Below are 14,728 nucleotides of genomic sequence, written 5' to 3'. Positions count from 1 at the left end.
CGGCGCGGTATGACGGCTTTGAAGTGCTCATTTGCCGCTCGTCAGCTCCGCTTCCCCGCCCAGCTCGCGAGATGCTGGACAGGCTCTGAGCGCATGCGGCGGCGAATGACCTGGCGGTCATTCGCCGGAACCCGCTTCCCGCATTCAGCAGTTCTATAGTCCCTTGCCCTGGGTATAAGCCCGGATGTTGCCGGCTTATCCTGCCTGTCGACCCTCCCTTCGCATCCGCCGCTTCGGCGGCGTCCAGGAGTTCGGCATGCATAACAACAATAACGGCTATCCCTCCAACCTTGCGGCCTGGACCACGGTGGCGATCCTCATGGTCGCCTATGTGCTGTCCTTCATCGACCGGCAGATCCTCAACCTGTTGGTCGGCCCGATCCGCCGCGACCTGGCCATCAGCGATACGGAAATGAGCCTGCTGATGGGCTTGTCCTTCGCCCTGTTCTACACCCTTTGCGGTATCCCGCTCGGACGCATGGCCGACAACCGCAGCCGGCGCGGCCTGATCCTGTTCGGCGTGCTGGTGTGGAGCGCGATGACCGCGGCCTGCGGTCTGGCGCGCAGCTATTGGCAATTCCTCACCTTCCGGGTCGGCGTCGGGGTCGGCGAGGCGGCGCTGTCGCCAGCGGCCTATTCGCTGATCGCCGACAGCTTCCCGCGCGAGCGTCGGGCGACGGCGATCAGCGTCTACTCGATGGGCATCTACCTGGGCTCGGGGCTGGCCTTCCTGCTCGGCGGGCTGGTGATCAAGTTCGCCTCGGCCCAGGGCGACGTGCATCTGCCGCTGTTCGGCGAGGTGCGCCCGTGGCAACTGATCTTCCTCATCCTCGGCGCCGCCGGCGTGCTCTTCTGCCTGTTGCTGCTGGCTATCCGCGAGCCGGCCCGGCGCGGAGTCGGCGCAGGCGTGGCGGTGCCGCTGGGCGAGGTCGGCGCCTACCTGCGGGCCAACCGCAAGACCGTGCTCTGCCACAACTTCGGTTTCGCCTGCCTGTCCTTCGCCGGCTACGGCAGCGGCGCCTGGGTGCCGACCTTCTTCGTCCGCACCCACGGCTGGGACGCCGGTCATGTCGGAGTGGTGTACGGCAGCATCGTCGCGGTGTTCGGCTGTCTCGGCATCGTCTTCGGCGGGCGCCTGGCCGACTACTGGGCGAAGCGCGGGCGCAGCGACGCGAACATGCGCGTCGGGCTGCTCGCCGCCTGGGCGGTGATTCCCTTCACCCTGGTCTATCCGCTGCTGGACAACGCCAATTGGGCGGCGGCGCTGATGGCGCCGACGGTGTTCTTCCTGAGCATGCCGTTCGGCGTGGCCCCGGCGGCGATCCAGGAGATCATGCCCAACTCGATGCGCGGCCAGGCCTCGGCGATCTACCTGTTCGTGGTCACCCTGTTCGGTCTCGGCGTGGGCCCGACGGCGGTGGCGCTGGTCACCGATTTCGTCTTCGCCGACGACATGGCGCTGCGCTACTCGCTGCTGCTGGTGACCCTGGCCGCGGTGCTTGGTGCGGTGGTCCTGCTGGGGATCGGCCTCAAGCCCTATCGCGCCAGCCTGGAGCACCTGAAGGACTGGAGCCTGCGACGGGAAGGCGAGGGCGGCGAGGATTGGAAGGCGTCCCGGCAGCCGGCCTGACTCAGTAGGTGAGGATCACCCGCACGGTATCGCTGTAGGTACCGGCGGGGACGTTGCCCTGGGCCGGGTTGACGATGGCCCGGTACGGCACGTTCTGCGCGGCGCCGCTACCGGTGCCTGCCTGGGTGTTGCTGGTGGTCCAGACCGTCGAGTCTCCCGGTTTGTAGAGGTTGTACTGGATCGCGTTGGCGCCGCTGAGCATTCGCCGCCAGCCGCCGCTGAAGTTGTTGCCGTTGTCGAAGCCGATGGTATAGGTGGCGTTCAGGGTGCAGCGCACGCCAATGTTCTGGTTCACCGCGGTGAAGGCCGAGACCAGCGCGGCGCTACCGAAGCTGAGGTCCGGAGCGCTGTCGATGAAGCAGTCCTTGAGCACCGTCAGGGTAACGTTGACGCTGCTGCTGGTGGTGCCGTCGTCGTATACGCAGACTGGGCCGATGCCCGCCGCGCACAGGTGCCAGGCCCAGTTCAGGCCGATGGTATCGGTATAGGTGCCGGCCGGCAGGGTCACCCCGGTGGCGGTGCGCAGGTACAGCGGCAGGCTGCCGTCGGTGGCGTTGAACAGGCCGAGGATGCCGAGGAAGGTGGTGCTGCTCCAGCGTACCGTCGAGCCGACGTTGTAGACGGTGCCGCAGCCGTTGTCCTTGCAGATACTGTAGGGCAGGTAGGTGCCGCTGGCGGCGTTGTACAGCCGCGGCGTGGTGCCCAGCGGATTGGCGGTGCTGGCGATGGTCGCGTCGATGGTGTTGGTGCTGAGGATCGACAACAGGCTGCCGGTGCACTTGAAGCCGGTGGTGCCGGTGATGGTCTGGGCGGTGCTGGCCACGGTGAACGAGCTCAGGCTGCCGAAATTGCCGGTGCCGGAGCTGGTGGTGCAGGCGGCGAGCAGCAACGGGCTGGCGCAGAGCGTAGCGAAGCCGAGCAGGCAGGCGGACGTGGAGTGGCGGCTCATGGCGTATCTCCGATCGGGGCCGAGCAGGTCAGCGGGCCGACCTGGCTGACGGTGGGTTTGCGCGTGTCCAGGCGGAAGCGTGCCTGGCAGGCCCGGCCGTCGGGGCGGACCACGCGTAGCTGGTTGTCGCTTTGCAATCCTTCGAAATAGACCTGGCCGTCCCAGCCGACGCTGGCGCGCTGGCCGCTGCCGGTTTCTTCGGCCTGGCTGCCCAGCGGCAGCGGTTCGCCGCGCTCGTCCACCAGGCTGATGCTGGCGGCGACTACGGCACGGATCGGGAAATCCAGCAGCAGGCCGCTGCCCTGGCGTACCGCCACGCGCTGCTCGACTTCGGGCGCGCTGACGTTGGCCGGAAGGTCCAGCGGCTCGATCTGGAACTTCGCCGGGTAGTAGGCCGCGACCCAGGGCACCAGCAGGTGGCCGTTGTCGTCGGTGCTGCCCATCAGTTGGTTCTCGTAGCGGATCGGCACCTGTGGATAACCCTTGGTGCTGACCAGGACGAAGGCGTCGTTGATCCGATTGCTGGCGAACACGGCGTTGTCCATCCATACCAGCGAGCCGCTGAGATCGGCCCAGCGCGTGTAGTTGCCGGTCTCGCCATAGAGGCCGCCCTGCAGTTGCACGTTCTGCATGCGCCAGGTCAGGTCGGCCTGCTGGTAGCGGCTGGCGCCGCCGCCATAGCCGAGGTTCCAGCCGAGGCCGCCCTGGCTCGGTGTGGAGCGGCTCCAGATCACCCGCTCGCTGTAGCGCCGGTCGCTGTCGCGGGTGACGCCGATGTTCAGCAGGCCGTTGATGTCGAAGGGAATCACCAGTTGCATCAGCGCGCTGTAGCCGTCGCCGTCGAGATCCTTGTTCAGCGCCAGGTAGAAGCTGCTGCGGCTGCCGATCGGGCGGCTATAGGAGAGGTTGGCCAGGCGCGTGCGGCTGCCGTCTCGGGCGCGGATGTCGAAGTAGCCGGTACCGATGGTGCCCTGCTCGTCGAAGGTCAGGCTGGCGGTAGCCTGGTCGGTGCGCCGGCTCAACTGGTACTCGCCGTCCAGGGTGCCGAGGTCGCCATAGCCGGCGCTGCGCTCGATGTGTTGCAGGCTGAGGCCGAGCCGTCGCGAATAGTAGGAGTAGCCGAGCAGGTATTGCTGGCCGCTGTCGCCCTGGCCGTCGCTGCCGCTGGCCGCCAGGCTGAGGGTGCCGAAGGTGGCCACGGCGATGTCGCCGCCGATGCCGAGCAGGCGCAGGTCGCTGGCGGCCTCGGCGTGGGTGGAGAGGGTCAGGCGGTCGCTGACGCCGTAGCGATAGATGCCGCTGGCGGCATTGTCGGCATAGGAGAAGTTGCGCAGGCCGTAGTCGTCGCGCAGACGCCCGACGGACAGGTCGAAATCGCTCAGGCCGCGCGCCAGCAGGGTGTTGGATACGTAGAACGGCAGGCTGGTCACCACTTGTCGGCCCTGGGCGTCGGTGGTCACCACCGTGGCTTCGCCGGCTCCGTTGATATACGGCACGTTGCTGATGGCGAAGGGACCGGGTTGCAGGTCGGCGCTGCTGGCCTTGTAGCCGTTGATGAAAAGGTCGACGGTGCTGGGTACGGCGGCCTGGCCGTCGAAGCGCAGCAGCGGATAGGTGACCAGGTCCGGACGTACGCCGAAGTTGCGGGCGAAGCGAAAGCCGCCCATGCGTACCGGGGTGGTCCAGTTCAGCGCGCCGTTGACGTAGTCGCCCAGTTGGTAGCTGTGCATGTTGCGTTCGTCGTTGTACAGCCAGTAGGTGTCGTAGCGCAGGTAGCGGCTGTCGAGGTTGTCGGCGTCGCCGAAATAGCGGGTGTAGACGCCGGTGTTGGAGATCACCCCGAAGCCGTCGAACAGGCGTTGCTCGAGCAGCGCGGAAAGCCAGGGCGTGGCGCCGTCGGCGGGGTCCGAGTAGTACAGGTCGTAGTTGAACAGCGCGCCGAGGCTGCTGCGCGCCGGGGCGCGGGCGACCAGTCCGGGATCGTCGAAGCGCTGCTCCGGCAGCCAGTCCGGCGGCACTTGCAGGTGCAGTTGCTGGCTGGCGCTGTCATAGTCCGCCCGGACCTCGGGCAGGGCGTCCACCGCGACCTGTCCGGCGGGGTTGCCAGGCAGGCGCACGCCGGCTTCGCGCAGGGCCGCGGCGTCGAGCAGGTAATGGCCATCGCCGGCGTTGACCGGCACCACCTGGCCGCTGTCGCGGCCGTTGATCACCAGTTCCAGGTAGTAGAGGACGTTGCTGCCGCCGGACGGAGCGGGTTGCGGCGGCGGCAGTCCGGCCAGGTAGTCCGCCGCATGGACAGGGGAGAGCAGCGCCAGGCCGATCAGTAGCGAGCGGTGGTGGCGAGAGCGCCGCTGACACGGGCGAGGCACGGGACCGACGTCCGCCTCAGTAGCCGGGAACGCTGATCGGCGCGTCGTTGTCCGCCAGTTGCAGTTTCAGGGTCATGCCGGCGTCCGGCAGCAGCCCCGGCGGCAGCGGCCAGCGCATCTGCCGGCCGGGCAGCACGTAGCCGAGCAGGCCGTCCAGCAGCGCCAGGCTGCGGCCGTTGCCCTCCCAGCGGACATGGCTCAGGCGGGCGTGCACGCTACCCTCGTTGCGCACCTGCAGGTAACGCTTGCCCTGTTCCTCGACCAGCCGCCAGGCCAGCTTCGGCCGGGTCGCGTCGGCCGGGTCGCGCTCGACATCGCTACGCGGCTGGGTCCAGACGCCGTCGGCGCTGACGAACAGCGGTACCGAATAGCGCATCTGGAACTGCAGGGCGAGACCGGGGCTTCGTTGCGTCTGCCCCGCGTCGCCGTCGGGCACTTCGTCGATCAGCACCCGGTAGGCGTCCTCCGGCGTGCTGGGCTGGCCGCCCTGGCGGATCAGCCGGACCAGTTGCCGGCGGCCCGGCTCGACCTTGACGAAGGGCGGGCTGGGAATCACTGCCTGCTGGTTGCGATAGACGTCCTGGAAATCCGCCTGGGACCAGCCGAGCACGCGCACCTGCAGGGTCACCGGTTGCTTGCCGCGATTCTCCAGCCACAGCGCCGTGGCCGGCTGGTCGGCTTCGATGGCCGGGTTGATCGGCCAGATCAGCACCGCACTGGCGGCCTGTGCCGGGCCGCCCAGGAGCAGCGCCAGCAGCGCCGCAAGCCAGCGGCCGGGGCGGAGAGGTAGGTGTGGACTGGGCATGTGATCCTCCATGACGGCTCAGAACGAAAGGGTGACGGTGACGGTATCGCGGTAGTTGCCGGCGGACGGCAGGCTGCCGACCGCGAACAGGCGCGCGTATACCGTGTAGGTCTGGGTGCTGGCGGGAAAGTTGGCGATGGTCCGCGCGAGTGCCCCGTTGCCCCAGACCTGGGAGTAGGCGGCATCCTGGTAGAGCTGGTAGGCGAGGGTCTCGTTGCCGCTCACCCGCTTCAGGTAGCGCTGGCTGCTGCTGCCGCCATTGACCCCGTAGTCGAGGGCGACGGAGACGGTCATTCCCGGAGTGCAGGTCAGGACGATGGAGCCGGCCCCGGAGCTGCTGGCGACGTTAACCGGACTGGCCAGGTTGCCGAGGGTGCCGAAGCTCAGGGTGCCGAGGTCATAGGCGTTGTTGCTGATGGCGGTGCCGAAGGCGCAGCCGTTGGCGACCACCGCCTGGACCTGGAAGGCGCGGCTGATCGGCGATGGATCGGCATGCGCGACCAGGTTCGGCAGCGGGAGCAGGAGAAGCGACAGGAATAGACGCCGGCTGGACATCGGCATCACCAACTGATGGTCACGTTGACGGTGTCGCGGTAGGTCCCGGCGACCGGCGTGGTCTGTGCCGGCACCAGGCCGTAGATGGGGTACCACTGGTCGTTGCCGTTGCCGGTGGCGGCAACGCCGGTGGTGTTGTCCCAGACGATGCCGCCGGGGCGGTCGCTGTACAGGTTGTAGGTCAGGGTGAGGGCGGTGTTGGCGATGTTCGCCATGCGCCGCGTGGCGACGCTGCCGTAGAGCCCGCCGTCGAGCGTGATCGCATAGGTCTGGCCGCTGACGCACCTGACCCGGATGGAGCCTGCGCCTTGCTGGCTGGTGGCGCTGATGGCGTTGTTCAGGGAGGCGTACTGGCCGAAGTCGAGGGTGCCGAAGGTGATCGCGCCGCCGCTGCCGACGCTACCTGCCTCGCAGGCCGGGAGCAGCGTGGCGCTCAGGACGATGGTGGCGGTCTGCGCGTTTGCCGGGTTGCAGCCGAGCAGGCAGAGCAGTCCTCCGGTGAAGTAGCGGTTCAGGCTCATCGGTCCCCCCAGGACCATGCTGCCTGGCGCCGCGCCTGGCGGCGCGTCTTACCAGGCGATGGTGACCAGCAGGGTGTCGGTGTAGGTCCCCGCCGTCGGCGTGGGTGTGCTTTGTCCGGTGGGCACCACGCGGCCATAGAGGGGGATGTTGACCGCGGTGCCGGTGGAGACCGAGGAGATGTCCACCGGTGTGTTGGCCTGGATCAGCGCGCTGCGCGCGGCGTCCGAATAGATGTTGTAGGCGATGGTGCTGCTGGTGGTGGTGGTGTTCTGCATGTAGCGCTGGCCGCCGCTGGCGTGCAGGCCTGCGTTCACCGTCAGGCTCGGGGTCAGGCCGGTGCTGCACTGGATCTGGATATTGCCGCTGGTGCCGACGGTCTGCGCGTCGACCACGTTGGTGAGGTCGGAATGGCTGCCGAAGTCCAGGGTTCCCCACTGGTTGATACCGCCGCTGACGCTGCCGTTGATGATGGTGCAGCCGGCACCGATGACCATCTGCACGCCGACCTGGCCGATCAGCGTACCGGCGGCCTGGGCGGTGCCCAGCAGGCTGGCGCAGGCACAGAACAACAAGACTGCCGGAATGCGTTTATTCATCTCTAACTTCCTGTCGATAACGAATGTCGGTGGCGCAGGACGATGTTGGCGGATAAATAAAGTTCCCACGACTTTAAATGATCGGCCTTATATATCCGCCAAACTCGAAGTTCATGGCTGGCGACGCGCCGGGTGCGGCGCAGAGCGGCTCGCCAGTCATGCTTGACTGGCTATATAGCAGCGCGAATAAGCCTCTGCCAGTTAGATGACGTGATTATTTGGAAAATACAGGGAAGTTTAATTACAAAGTAGTAAGCGATTGGCTACATGCTTTTGAAAATAACGTGGCGGGTGGAAAATGGACGGAACAGCGAAGTGTTCCGTCCGTTGTTTTCAGTGTGAATCCTTGTGTTGTTCGTCGAGCGCCTTGTTCTGCCAGCCGTCGTTGCCCGGCAGCAACAGGTTGAGGACGATGGCGACGATGGCGCACAGGGCGATGCCCTTCAGGCCGATGTCGTCGGGGCCGGTACCGCTGCCGATCAGCACGCCGCCGATGCCGAACACCAGGGTCACCGAGACGATCACCAGGTTGCGTGCTTCCGAGAGATCGACCTTGTGCCGGATCAGGGTGTTCATGCCGACCGAGGCGATGGTGCCGAACAGCAGGCAGAGGATGCCGCCCATCACCGGTACCGGGATGCTTTGCAGGATCGCGCCGAACTTGCCGACGAAGGCCAGGGTGATGGCGATCACCGCCGCCCAGGTCATGATCTTCGGGTTGTAGTTCTTGGTCAGCATCACTGCGCCGGTGACTTCCGCGTAGGTGGTGTTGGGCGGTCCGCCGAACAGGCCGGCAGCCGAGGTGGCCAGGCCGTCGCCGAGGAGAGTGCGGTGCAGGCCGGGCTTCTTCAGGTAGTCCTGGCCGGTGACGCCGCCCACCGCGATGACCCCGCCGATATGCTCGATGGCCGGGGCCAGGGCCACCGGGACGATGAACAGGATCGCCTGCCAGTTGAATTCCGGCGCGGTGAATTTCGGCAGTTCCAGCCAGGGTGCGGCGACGATCGCGGCGGTGTCGACCACGCCGAAGACGAACGACAGGGCGAAGCCGACCAGCACGCCGGCGATGATTGGCACCAGGCGGAAGATACCCTTGCCGAATACCGCCACCACCAGGGTGGTGAGCAGCGCCGGCATCGAGATCATCATCGCGGTGCGGTACGGCAGCAACTCGCTGCCGTCGCCGGCCTTGCCCATCGCCATGTTCGCCGCGATCGGCGCCATCGCCAGGCCGATCGAGATGATCACCGGGCCGATCACCACCGGCGGCAGCAGTTTATCGATGAAGCCGGTGCCCTTGATCTTCACCGCCAGGCCCATGAAGGTGTAGACGAAGCCGGCGGCGACCACCCCGCCCATGGTCGCGGCCAGGCCGAACTGGCCCTTGGCGAGGATGATCGGGGTGATGAAGGCGAAGCTGGAGGCGAGGAACACCGGTACCTGGCGCCCGGTCACCAATTGGAACAGCAGGGTCCCGAGGCCGGCGGTGAACAGCGCGACGTTGGGATCCAGACCGGTGATCAGCGGCATCAGCACCAGCGCGCCGAAGGCGACGAACAGCATCTGCGCGCCTGACAGCACCTGGCGCCAGAGCGGCTCCTGGAAGGCATCGCCCATGTTCAGGCTTCCTTCTGCTTGGTACCGAAGATCTTGTCGCCGGCGTCGCCCAGGCCCGGAATGATGTAGCCGTTCTCGTCGAGCTTCTCGTCGATCGAGGCGGTATAGATGATCACGTCCGGGTGGGCCTTGCGTACCGCCTCGATGCCCTCGGGGGCGGCGACCAGCACCATGGCGCGGATTTCCTTGCTGCCGGCCTTCTTCAGCAGGTCGATGGTGGCGACCATCGAGCCACCGGTGGCGAGCATCGGGTCGATGATCAGCGAGCGGCGCTCGGCGATGTCCGGCGCCAGTTTTTCCAGGTAGGTGCGTGCTTCCAGGGTCTCTTCGTTGCGGGCGACGCCGACCGCGCTGACCTTGGCGCCGGGAATCAGGCTGAGCACGCCGTCGAGCATGCCGATGCCGGCGCGCAGGATCGGCACCACGGTGATCTTCTTCCCGGAGATCTTCTCCACCGTAACCGGGCCGGCCCATCCGGGGATTTCGTACTGTTCCAGGGGCAGGTCCTTGGTCGCCTCGTAGGTCAGCAGGGCGCCGACTTCCTGGGCCAGTTCGCGGAAGTTCTTGGTGCTGATATCGGCACGGCGCATCAGGCCCAGTTTGTGGCGGATGAGGGGGTGGCGGATCTCATGTACGGGCATGGGCGACTGTCTCCAACGGGGGCGGGCAAAAAAATTGCGCTAGCGTAATGCATTCCGCACAGTCTGGACCATTATTCTGATTCGCACTCGACCGCCGGGGGTTGCCCGATGGCGACCGGATGAGTACCTTTGCCGACTTTTTCTCAGCCCAGCCAGGGAGAAGCACCATGTCCGTCGATCTCGCGCACATCCGCCAAGTCATGGCGGAAGCCGACTGCCTGTTCAACAACGACGAGGTCGAGGCAGCCATCGGTCGCGTCGCCGAGGCGATCAACCGCGATCTCGGCGAGACCAACCCGGTGGTCTTCTGCGTGATGAACGGCGGCCTGATCTTCTCCGGCAAGCTGCTCCCGCTGCTCGACTTCCCCCTCGAACTGTCCTACCTGCATGCGACCCGTTACCGCAACGAGACCTCCGGCGGCGAACTGTTCTGGAAGGCCAAGCCGGAAATCTCCTTCATCGACCGTGACGTGCTGATCATCGACGACATCCTCGACGAAGGGCACACCCTCTCGGCGATCATCGACTTCTGCAAGCATGCCGGCGCACGCGCGGTGCACACCGCCGTACTGGTGGACAAGGAACACGAGCGCAAGGCCCGGCCCGACCTCAAGGCCAGCTTCACCGGCCTCTACTGCGCCGACCGCTACGTGTTCGGCTACGGCATGGACTACAAGGGCTACTGGCGCAACGCCGCGGGCATCTTCGCGGTCAAGGGGCTCTGAGATGGCCGGACCGCGCTACCTCGACCAGCAATTGTTCGCCGAACTGGCGAGCGGGGCGGGTAACGCGCCGCGTGGTCGCCAGCATCACAACTTCCACCGCATGGAGGAGCCCTGCCACCGCATGGCGGTGGGCCTCCAGCCGAATACCTACATCCCGCCGCACCGGCACCTGGATGCGGGCAAGGCCGAGGCGCTGATCGTGCTCAAGGGCCGTCTCGGCCTGCTGGTCTTCGCCGAGGACGGGGAACTCCTCGACAAGCGCGAGTTGAGCGCCGCTGGGGACTGCCCCGGTGTCGACCTGCCGCCCGGGGTGTTCCATGCCCTGGTGGTGCTGGAGCCGGACAGCATCCTGTTCGAATGCAAGGCCGGGCCTTACCGCCCGCTCGGCGAAGGCGAGTTCGCCAGTTGGGCGCCTGCCGAAGGCAGCGCCGATGCGCCGGCCTACCGGGACTGGATGCGCGCCCAGTTCGCCTGAGCGCTTCGCTTCGGCGGCGGGTCGGCAGCCATGCTAGAGTGCCGGCTCGCCCTGTCCGGAGGTCCCGATGTTCGCCCGTAGCCTGTGCGGCTCCCTGCTCCTGTTCGTCAGTCTGGCCGGCCTGGCCGCCGAGAATCCCCCGATGCACGCGCGCTTCCTGCCGCCCGACGACGGCCAGTTGCGCCAGGAGGCGCCGGAGCAGCAGCAACTGATCCAGATCACCGAGTACAGCGTGGTGCTGGGCAACCAGCGGCAGTCCAACCAGCAGCCGATCCCGATCACCACGCCGACCCTGCTGCGCCTGAAGGGCAAACCGCTGAGCAAGGGCGCGACCCTGGCCCAGGTGCTGATCCAGTTCGACAGCGAAGGCAAGAGCCTGAAGAAGCCGGTCTACGATGCCGGGACCCGCACCCTCACGCTCAACTACCCGTTGGCGCAGTACCCGGCGTTGCTCGACCTGCTGCGCAACCAGACGGTCTATTGCCAGTTCCTCGCCTATCCCAACGGCCATGTCTGGGCGGACCTGCACACCGGCGCGGTACGCGCGCGTTGAGCCTCGCCGCGCGCCGGGAGTAAACTGCCTGGCCTTATCCCGCGCCGGGCGAGCCCGGCCCCAGAGCCGTTGAGAGAAAGCGATGCGCAAAGACAAGAAACAGATCATTGGCGAAGAGATCAGTGACGAGTCGATCAAGCTGTTCCTCGGCGTCGAGCCGGCCGACGACACCCCCCCCTCGCTGCACAAGCTGATCAAGGCCTATCGCGGTCTGCGCATCGACGACTTCGAGCGCTTCCTCACCTTCTTCCGCGAGGCCGGCTACGATCTCGACGCGCGCGACGCCAAGGGCAACGACTTCGTCGCCCTGGTCGCCGACCAGCGCCAGGCCGTGCCCTACATCGAAGCGCTGCAGGCGGCCAAGGGCGCCTGAGCCGGCCATGCAGCGAAAAGCCCGCCCTTCGGCGGGTTTTTTCGTTGCGCGGTCCGCCGAGTCACGCCCGTCGGAGAACGCCAGCATCCGAATGGCGGCTGGTGGTGGCAAGGGTCGATAGACGCCGCGCGGGCCCCGCCGCGGTCGCGGATCGCCAGGGCGGCGGGGAAGGGCGAATGGCCAGGACTGCCTTATTCGCTCTGCGAGAGGCTGCCTGTCGGCTGCTGCTTTTCTACACTCACAGGAAAAACAGCCTGCCGAGGTTCCCATGTACGTCCAGCCCTACGTCTGCTTCAACGGCCGTTGCGAAGAGGCCCTGCGTTTCTATGAACACGCCATCGGTGCCAGGGTGAGTTTCCTGTTCCGTTTCGACGAGGCGCCCGGTCCGGTGGTGGTGCCCGAAGGCTGGTGCGACAAGGTGATGCACGCCAACCTGCAGATCGGCGACAGCCAGATCATGGCCTCGGACGGGCACGGGCCGGCGTTGCAGCCGATCTCCGGGATTTCCCTTTCACTGAATACCCGCGACCCGCAGCAGGCGCGGCGCTGCTATGACGCCTTGCTGGAGGACGGCGGGCGGGTCGAGCTGGAGTTGGGCAAGACCTTCTGGTCGCCCTGTTTCGGTACCCTGGTGGACCGTTTCGGGGTGTCCTGGATGATCAATTGCGAGGCCGGCGCCTGACTCCACAAATGAAAAAGCCGCCCGAAGGCGGCTTGTTCCATAGCGCGCGGCTCACTCGGCGTTGACCGGGGCCTGCACGTCGTTCTTCGCGGTCAGTTCCAGCACCTCGCTGCAACGGCTGCTGACGCTGCGGTACAGCTCGGCGTCGCTTTCCAGCTCTTTCTCGCGAGCCGGGAAGATTTCCTTCAGCTTGGCGCTCCACTCCGGCGAGCGGGCCTGCTCCGGGAAGCAGCGCTCGATCAGGCCGAGCATGATCGAGACGGTCACCGAGGCGCCCGGCGAGGCGCCCAGCAGGGCGGCGATGGAGCCGTCGTGGGCGGCCACCAGCTCGGTGCCGAACTGCAGGATGCCGCCTTTCTTCGGATCCTTCTTGATGATCTGCACGCGCTGGCCGGCGACTTCCAGGCGCCAGTCCTCGGCCCTGGCTTCGGGGTAGAACTTGCGCAGGGCTTCCAGGCGCTGTTCCGGCGACTGCATGACCTGGCCGATCAGGTAGCGGGTCAGGTCCATGTTGTCGCGGGCCACCGAGAGCATCGGCAGGATGTTGCCCGGGCGTACCGACAGCGGCAGGTCGAGGAACGAGCCATGGCGCAGGAACTTGGTGGAGAAACCGGCATAGGGGCCGAACAGCAGGGATTTCTTGCCGTCCACCACACGGGTGTCCAGGTGCGGCACGGACATCGGCGGCGAGCCGACCTCGGCCTGGCTGTAGACCTTGGCCTGGTGCTGCTTGACGATTTCCGGGTTGTCGCAGCGCAGCCACTGGCCGCTCACCGGGAAACCACCGAAGCCCTTGCCTTCCGGGATGCCGGAAAGTTGCAGGAGCGGCAGGGCGCCGCCGCCGGCGCCGAGGAAGACGAAGCGTGCCTGGATCTCGCGGTCGCCGCCGTTGCGGGTGTCCTTGACGGTGACCCGCCAGCCGTTATCGGCGCGGCGCAGGTGGGTGACCTTCTGGTTGTAGCGGATCTGCGCGCCCGGCTGTTGCGCCAGGTGTTGCAGGAGCTGGTTGGTCAGGGCGCCGAAGTTGACGTCGGTACCGCCCTCGACGCGGGTCGCGGCGATCGCTTCGTCGGCCGGACGACCCGGCATCATCAGCGGCATCCACTCGGCGAGGGTGGCCTTGTCCTCGGAGTAGACCATGGTCTCGAAAGCGTGGTGCTTCGTCAGCGATTCGAAGCGCTTCTTCAGGTAGGCGATGCCTTCGCTGCCGCGCACGAAGCTCAGATGCGGTACCGGGTTGATGAAGGTCTTCGGCGAGCCGAAGGTGCCCTTGGCGACCAGGTGCGACCAGAACTGCTTCGACACCTCGAACATGGTGTTGATGCCCACGGCTTTCTTGATGTCGATGCTGCCGTCGGCCGACTGGGGGGTGTAGTTCAGCTCGCACAGGCCGGCGTGGCCGGTGCCCGCGTTGTTCCACGGGTTGGAGCTTTCGATCGCGCCGGACTCCTGGAGTTCGACGACTTCCATCTTCAGGTTGGGGTCGAGTTCCTTGAGCAGGACCGCCAGGGTCGCGCTCATGATGCCGGCGCCTACCAGCAGCATGTCGACTGTTTCGTGATCGTTTTGCGCCATTAACGCTTCTCCAAAATCTTCAGCACCAAATTGACGACAGACGGGGCGGGGCCGAGGCCGGTACGGGCCGGCAGGCAGCGGCGGAGGGAGCCGTCATGTCCGATTCTTCGCAACAACGGCGGGACGCCGGGCGTCATCGCCTATGGATGCCGGGCGCGGGGCTGGCGATCTGGCAGCCTGGCTGGCCCATGCGGGCATCCGGTCGTGCAAGCACATTCGCGACGGAACGGGCCGTCAGGCTCTGGTCATGAGGTATCCGCTGCGGTCGCGTCTGCGGGGGGCTGTTTCAAGCGCTAATGGCGCACTTACCGACGCAAAACTCTTCATTGCTCGCCACACTCTCGTGAAGTAGTGAAATACCTTCGATCCACGCTCTTTTGGAGACATGGGCCGGAAGGGCTCGTCTGTCGCGGGCATGCCTTCGCAGAATCGTGCGGGGTCATGCGGCATTCCTTGCCGAAAAACTCGCTACAGGCGTTTCAGGGCGTCTGCCTCATGGGGCAGCGCTCTACTGGCGGCTCTCTGTGGGGGGATGGCGCGGGGGCCGGAACCCGATCAGGAGGCGTCCTTATAATCGGGGGGCGATTATAACGGTGAAAATCAAAAAATACCCCGCTCCTTAGACTTTTTTCCCATTCCCGGTCACGAAGTGCCCGCCGGC

At 66.4% G+C, this 14,728-nt stretch carries 15 protein-coding genes; 6 read left to right on the top strand and 9 right to left on the bottom strand.

Annotated features, from left to right (window positions below):
* Nucleotides 1–256: 256 nt before the first annotated feature.
* Nucleotides 257–1,630, top strand: a complete 1,374-nt coding sequence (locus tag LJF27_RS14585) for a spinster family MFS transporter (protein ID WP_003099328.1) — start codon at nucleotides 257–259, stop codon at nucleotides 1,628–1,630.
* 1 nt (nucleotide 1,631) lies between these two features.
* Here LJF27_RS14585 and LJF27_RS14580 read toward each other — a convergent pair whose 3' ends face one another.
* The 8 genes from LJF27_RS14580 to upp form a co-directional block, all read right to left on the bottom strand.
* Nucleotides 1,632–2,579 carry a spore coat U domain-containing protein gene (locus LJF27_RS14580; protein ID WP_023116764.1) on the bottom strand — a complete coding sequence of 316 codons (948 nt, stop codon included), beginning with the start codon at nucleotides 2,577–2,579 and terminating at the stop codon, nucleotides 1,632–1,634.
* A complete protein-coding gene (locus tag LJF27_RS14575) occupies nucleotides 2,576–4,948 on the bottom strand; it encodes a fimbria/pilus outer membrane usher protein (protein ID WP_003099332.1) in 2,373 nt (790 codons plus the stop codon). Before LJF27_RS14575 ends, LJF27_RS14580 begins: the two co-directional genes overlap by 4 nt.
* A gap of 16 nt (nucleotides 4,949–4,964) precedes the next feature.
* Nucleotides 4,965–5,753, bottom strand: a complete 789-nt coding sequence (locus LJF27_RS14570) for a molecular chaperone (RefSeq protein ID WP_023090862.1) — start codon at nucleotides 5,751–5,753, stop codon at nucleotides 4,965–4,967.
* Nucleotides 5,754–5,771: 18 nt separating this feature from the next.
* Nucleotides 5,772–6,314, bottom strand: a complete 543-nt coding sequence (locus LJF27_RS14565) for a Csu type fimbrial protein (protein WP_003099337.1) — start codon at nucleotides 6,312–6,314, stop codon at nucleotides 5,772–5,774.
* The gene (locus tag LJF27_RS14560; RefSeq protein ID WP_003146046.1) at nucleotides 6,314–6,847 is read right to left on the bottom strand and encodes a Csu type fimbrial protein; all 534 of its coding nucleotides are present in this window, start codon (nucleotides 6,845–6,847) and stop codon (nucleotides 6,314–6,316) included. The genes LJF27_RS14565 and LJF27_RS14560 overlap by 1 nt, the downstream gene beginning before the upstream one ends.
* Before the next feature lie 30 nt (nucleotides 6,848–6,877).
* On the bottom strand, nucleotides 6,878–7,426 hold the full coding sequence (locus LJF27_RS14555) for a Csu type fimbrial protein (RefSeq protein ID WP_003099340.1): 549 nt from the start codon (nucleotides 7,424–7,426) through the stop codon (nucleotides 6,878–6,880).
* A gap of 333 nt (nucleotides 7,427–7,759) precedes the next feature.
* Nucleotides 7,760–9,043, bottom strand: coding sequence for a uracil-xanthine permease family protein (locus LJF27_RS14550; RefSeq protein WP_003094970.1), 1,284 nt, complete (start codon nucleotides 9,041–9,043; stop codon nucleotides 7,760–7,762).
* A gap of 2 nt (nucleotides 9,044–9,045) precedes the next feature.
* Nucleotides 9,046–9,684, bottom strand: coding sequence for a uracil phosphoribosyltransferase (gene upp, locus LJF27_RS14545; protein WP_003094968.1), 639 nt, complete (start codon nucleotides 9,682–9,684; stop codon nucleotides 9,046–9,048).
* Between the two features lie 167 nt (nucleotides 9,685–9,851).
* Between upp and LJF27_RS14540 the strand changes: the two genes are divergently transcribed.
* The 5 genes from LJF27_RS14540 to LJF27_RS14520 all read left to right on the top strand — a co-directional run bounded on the left by LJF27_RS14540 (nucleotide 9,852) and on the right by LJF27_RS14520 (nucleotide 12,492).
* The gene (locus tag LJF27_RS14540; protein WP_003094967.1) at nucleotides 9,852–10,409 is read left to right on the top strand and encodes a hypoxanthine-guanine phosphoribosyltransferase; all 558 of its coding nucleotides are present in this window, start codon (nucleotides 9,852–9,854) and stop codon (nucleotides 10,407–10,409) included.
* 1 nt (nucleotide 10,410) lies between these two features.
* Nucleotides 10,411–10,884, top strand: a complete 474-nt coding sequence (locus tag LJF27_RS14535) for a WbuC family cupin fold metalloprotein (protein WP_003094965.1) — start codon at nucleotides 10,411–10,413, stop codon at nucleotides 10,882–10,884.
* A gap of 67 nt (nucleotides 10,885–10,951) precedes the next feature.
* The gene (locus LJF27_RS14530; RefSeq protein ID WP_003094962.1) at nucleotides 10,952–11,437 is read left to right on the top strand and encodes a hypothetical protein; all 486 of its coding nucleotides are present in this window, start codon (nucleotides 10,952–10,954) and stop codon (nucleotides 11,435–11,437) included.
* Between the two features lie 82 nt (nucleotides 11,438–11,519).
* Nucleotides 11,520–11,810 carry a PA4642 family protein gene (locus LJF27_RS14525; RefSeq protein WP_003099343.1) on the top strand — a complete coding sequence of 97 codons (291 nt, stop codon included), beginning with the start codon at nucleotides 11,520–11,522 and terminating at the stop codon, nucleotides 11,808–11,810.
* A 268-nt stretch (nucleotides 11,811–12,078) separates the two neighbouring features.
* Nucleotides 12,079–12,492, top strand: a complete 414-nt coding sequence (locus tag LJF27_RS14520; protein WP_003094957.1) for a VOC family protein — start codon at nucleotides 12,079–12,081, stop codon at nucleotides 12,490–12,492.
* A 51-nt stretch (nucleotides 12,493–12,543) separates the two neighbouring features.
* Here LJF27_RS14520 and mqo read toward each other — a convergent pair whose 3' ends face one another.
* Entirely contained in the window at nucleotides 12,544–14,067 is a 1,524-nt protein-coding gene (gene mqo, locus LJF27_RS14515; RefSeq protein ID WP_003099345.1) for a malate dehydrogenase (quinone), read from the bottom strand.
* Nucleotides 14,068–14,728: the final 661 nt, after the last annotated feature.

The organism is Pseudomonas sp. 203-8 (assembly GCF_020708595.1).
GTDB lineage: Bacteria > Pseudomonadota > Gammaproteobacteria > Pseudomonadales > Pseudomonadaceae > Pseudomonas > Pseudomonas aeruginosa.
The sequence above is the reverse complement of the archived record's forward strand: the minus strand, read 5'-3'. Positions and strand labels throughout refer to the sequence as shown.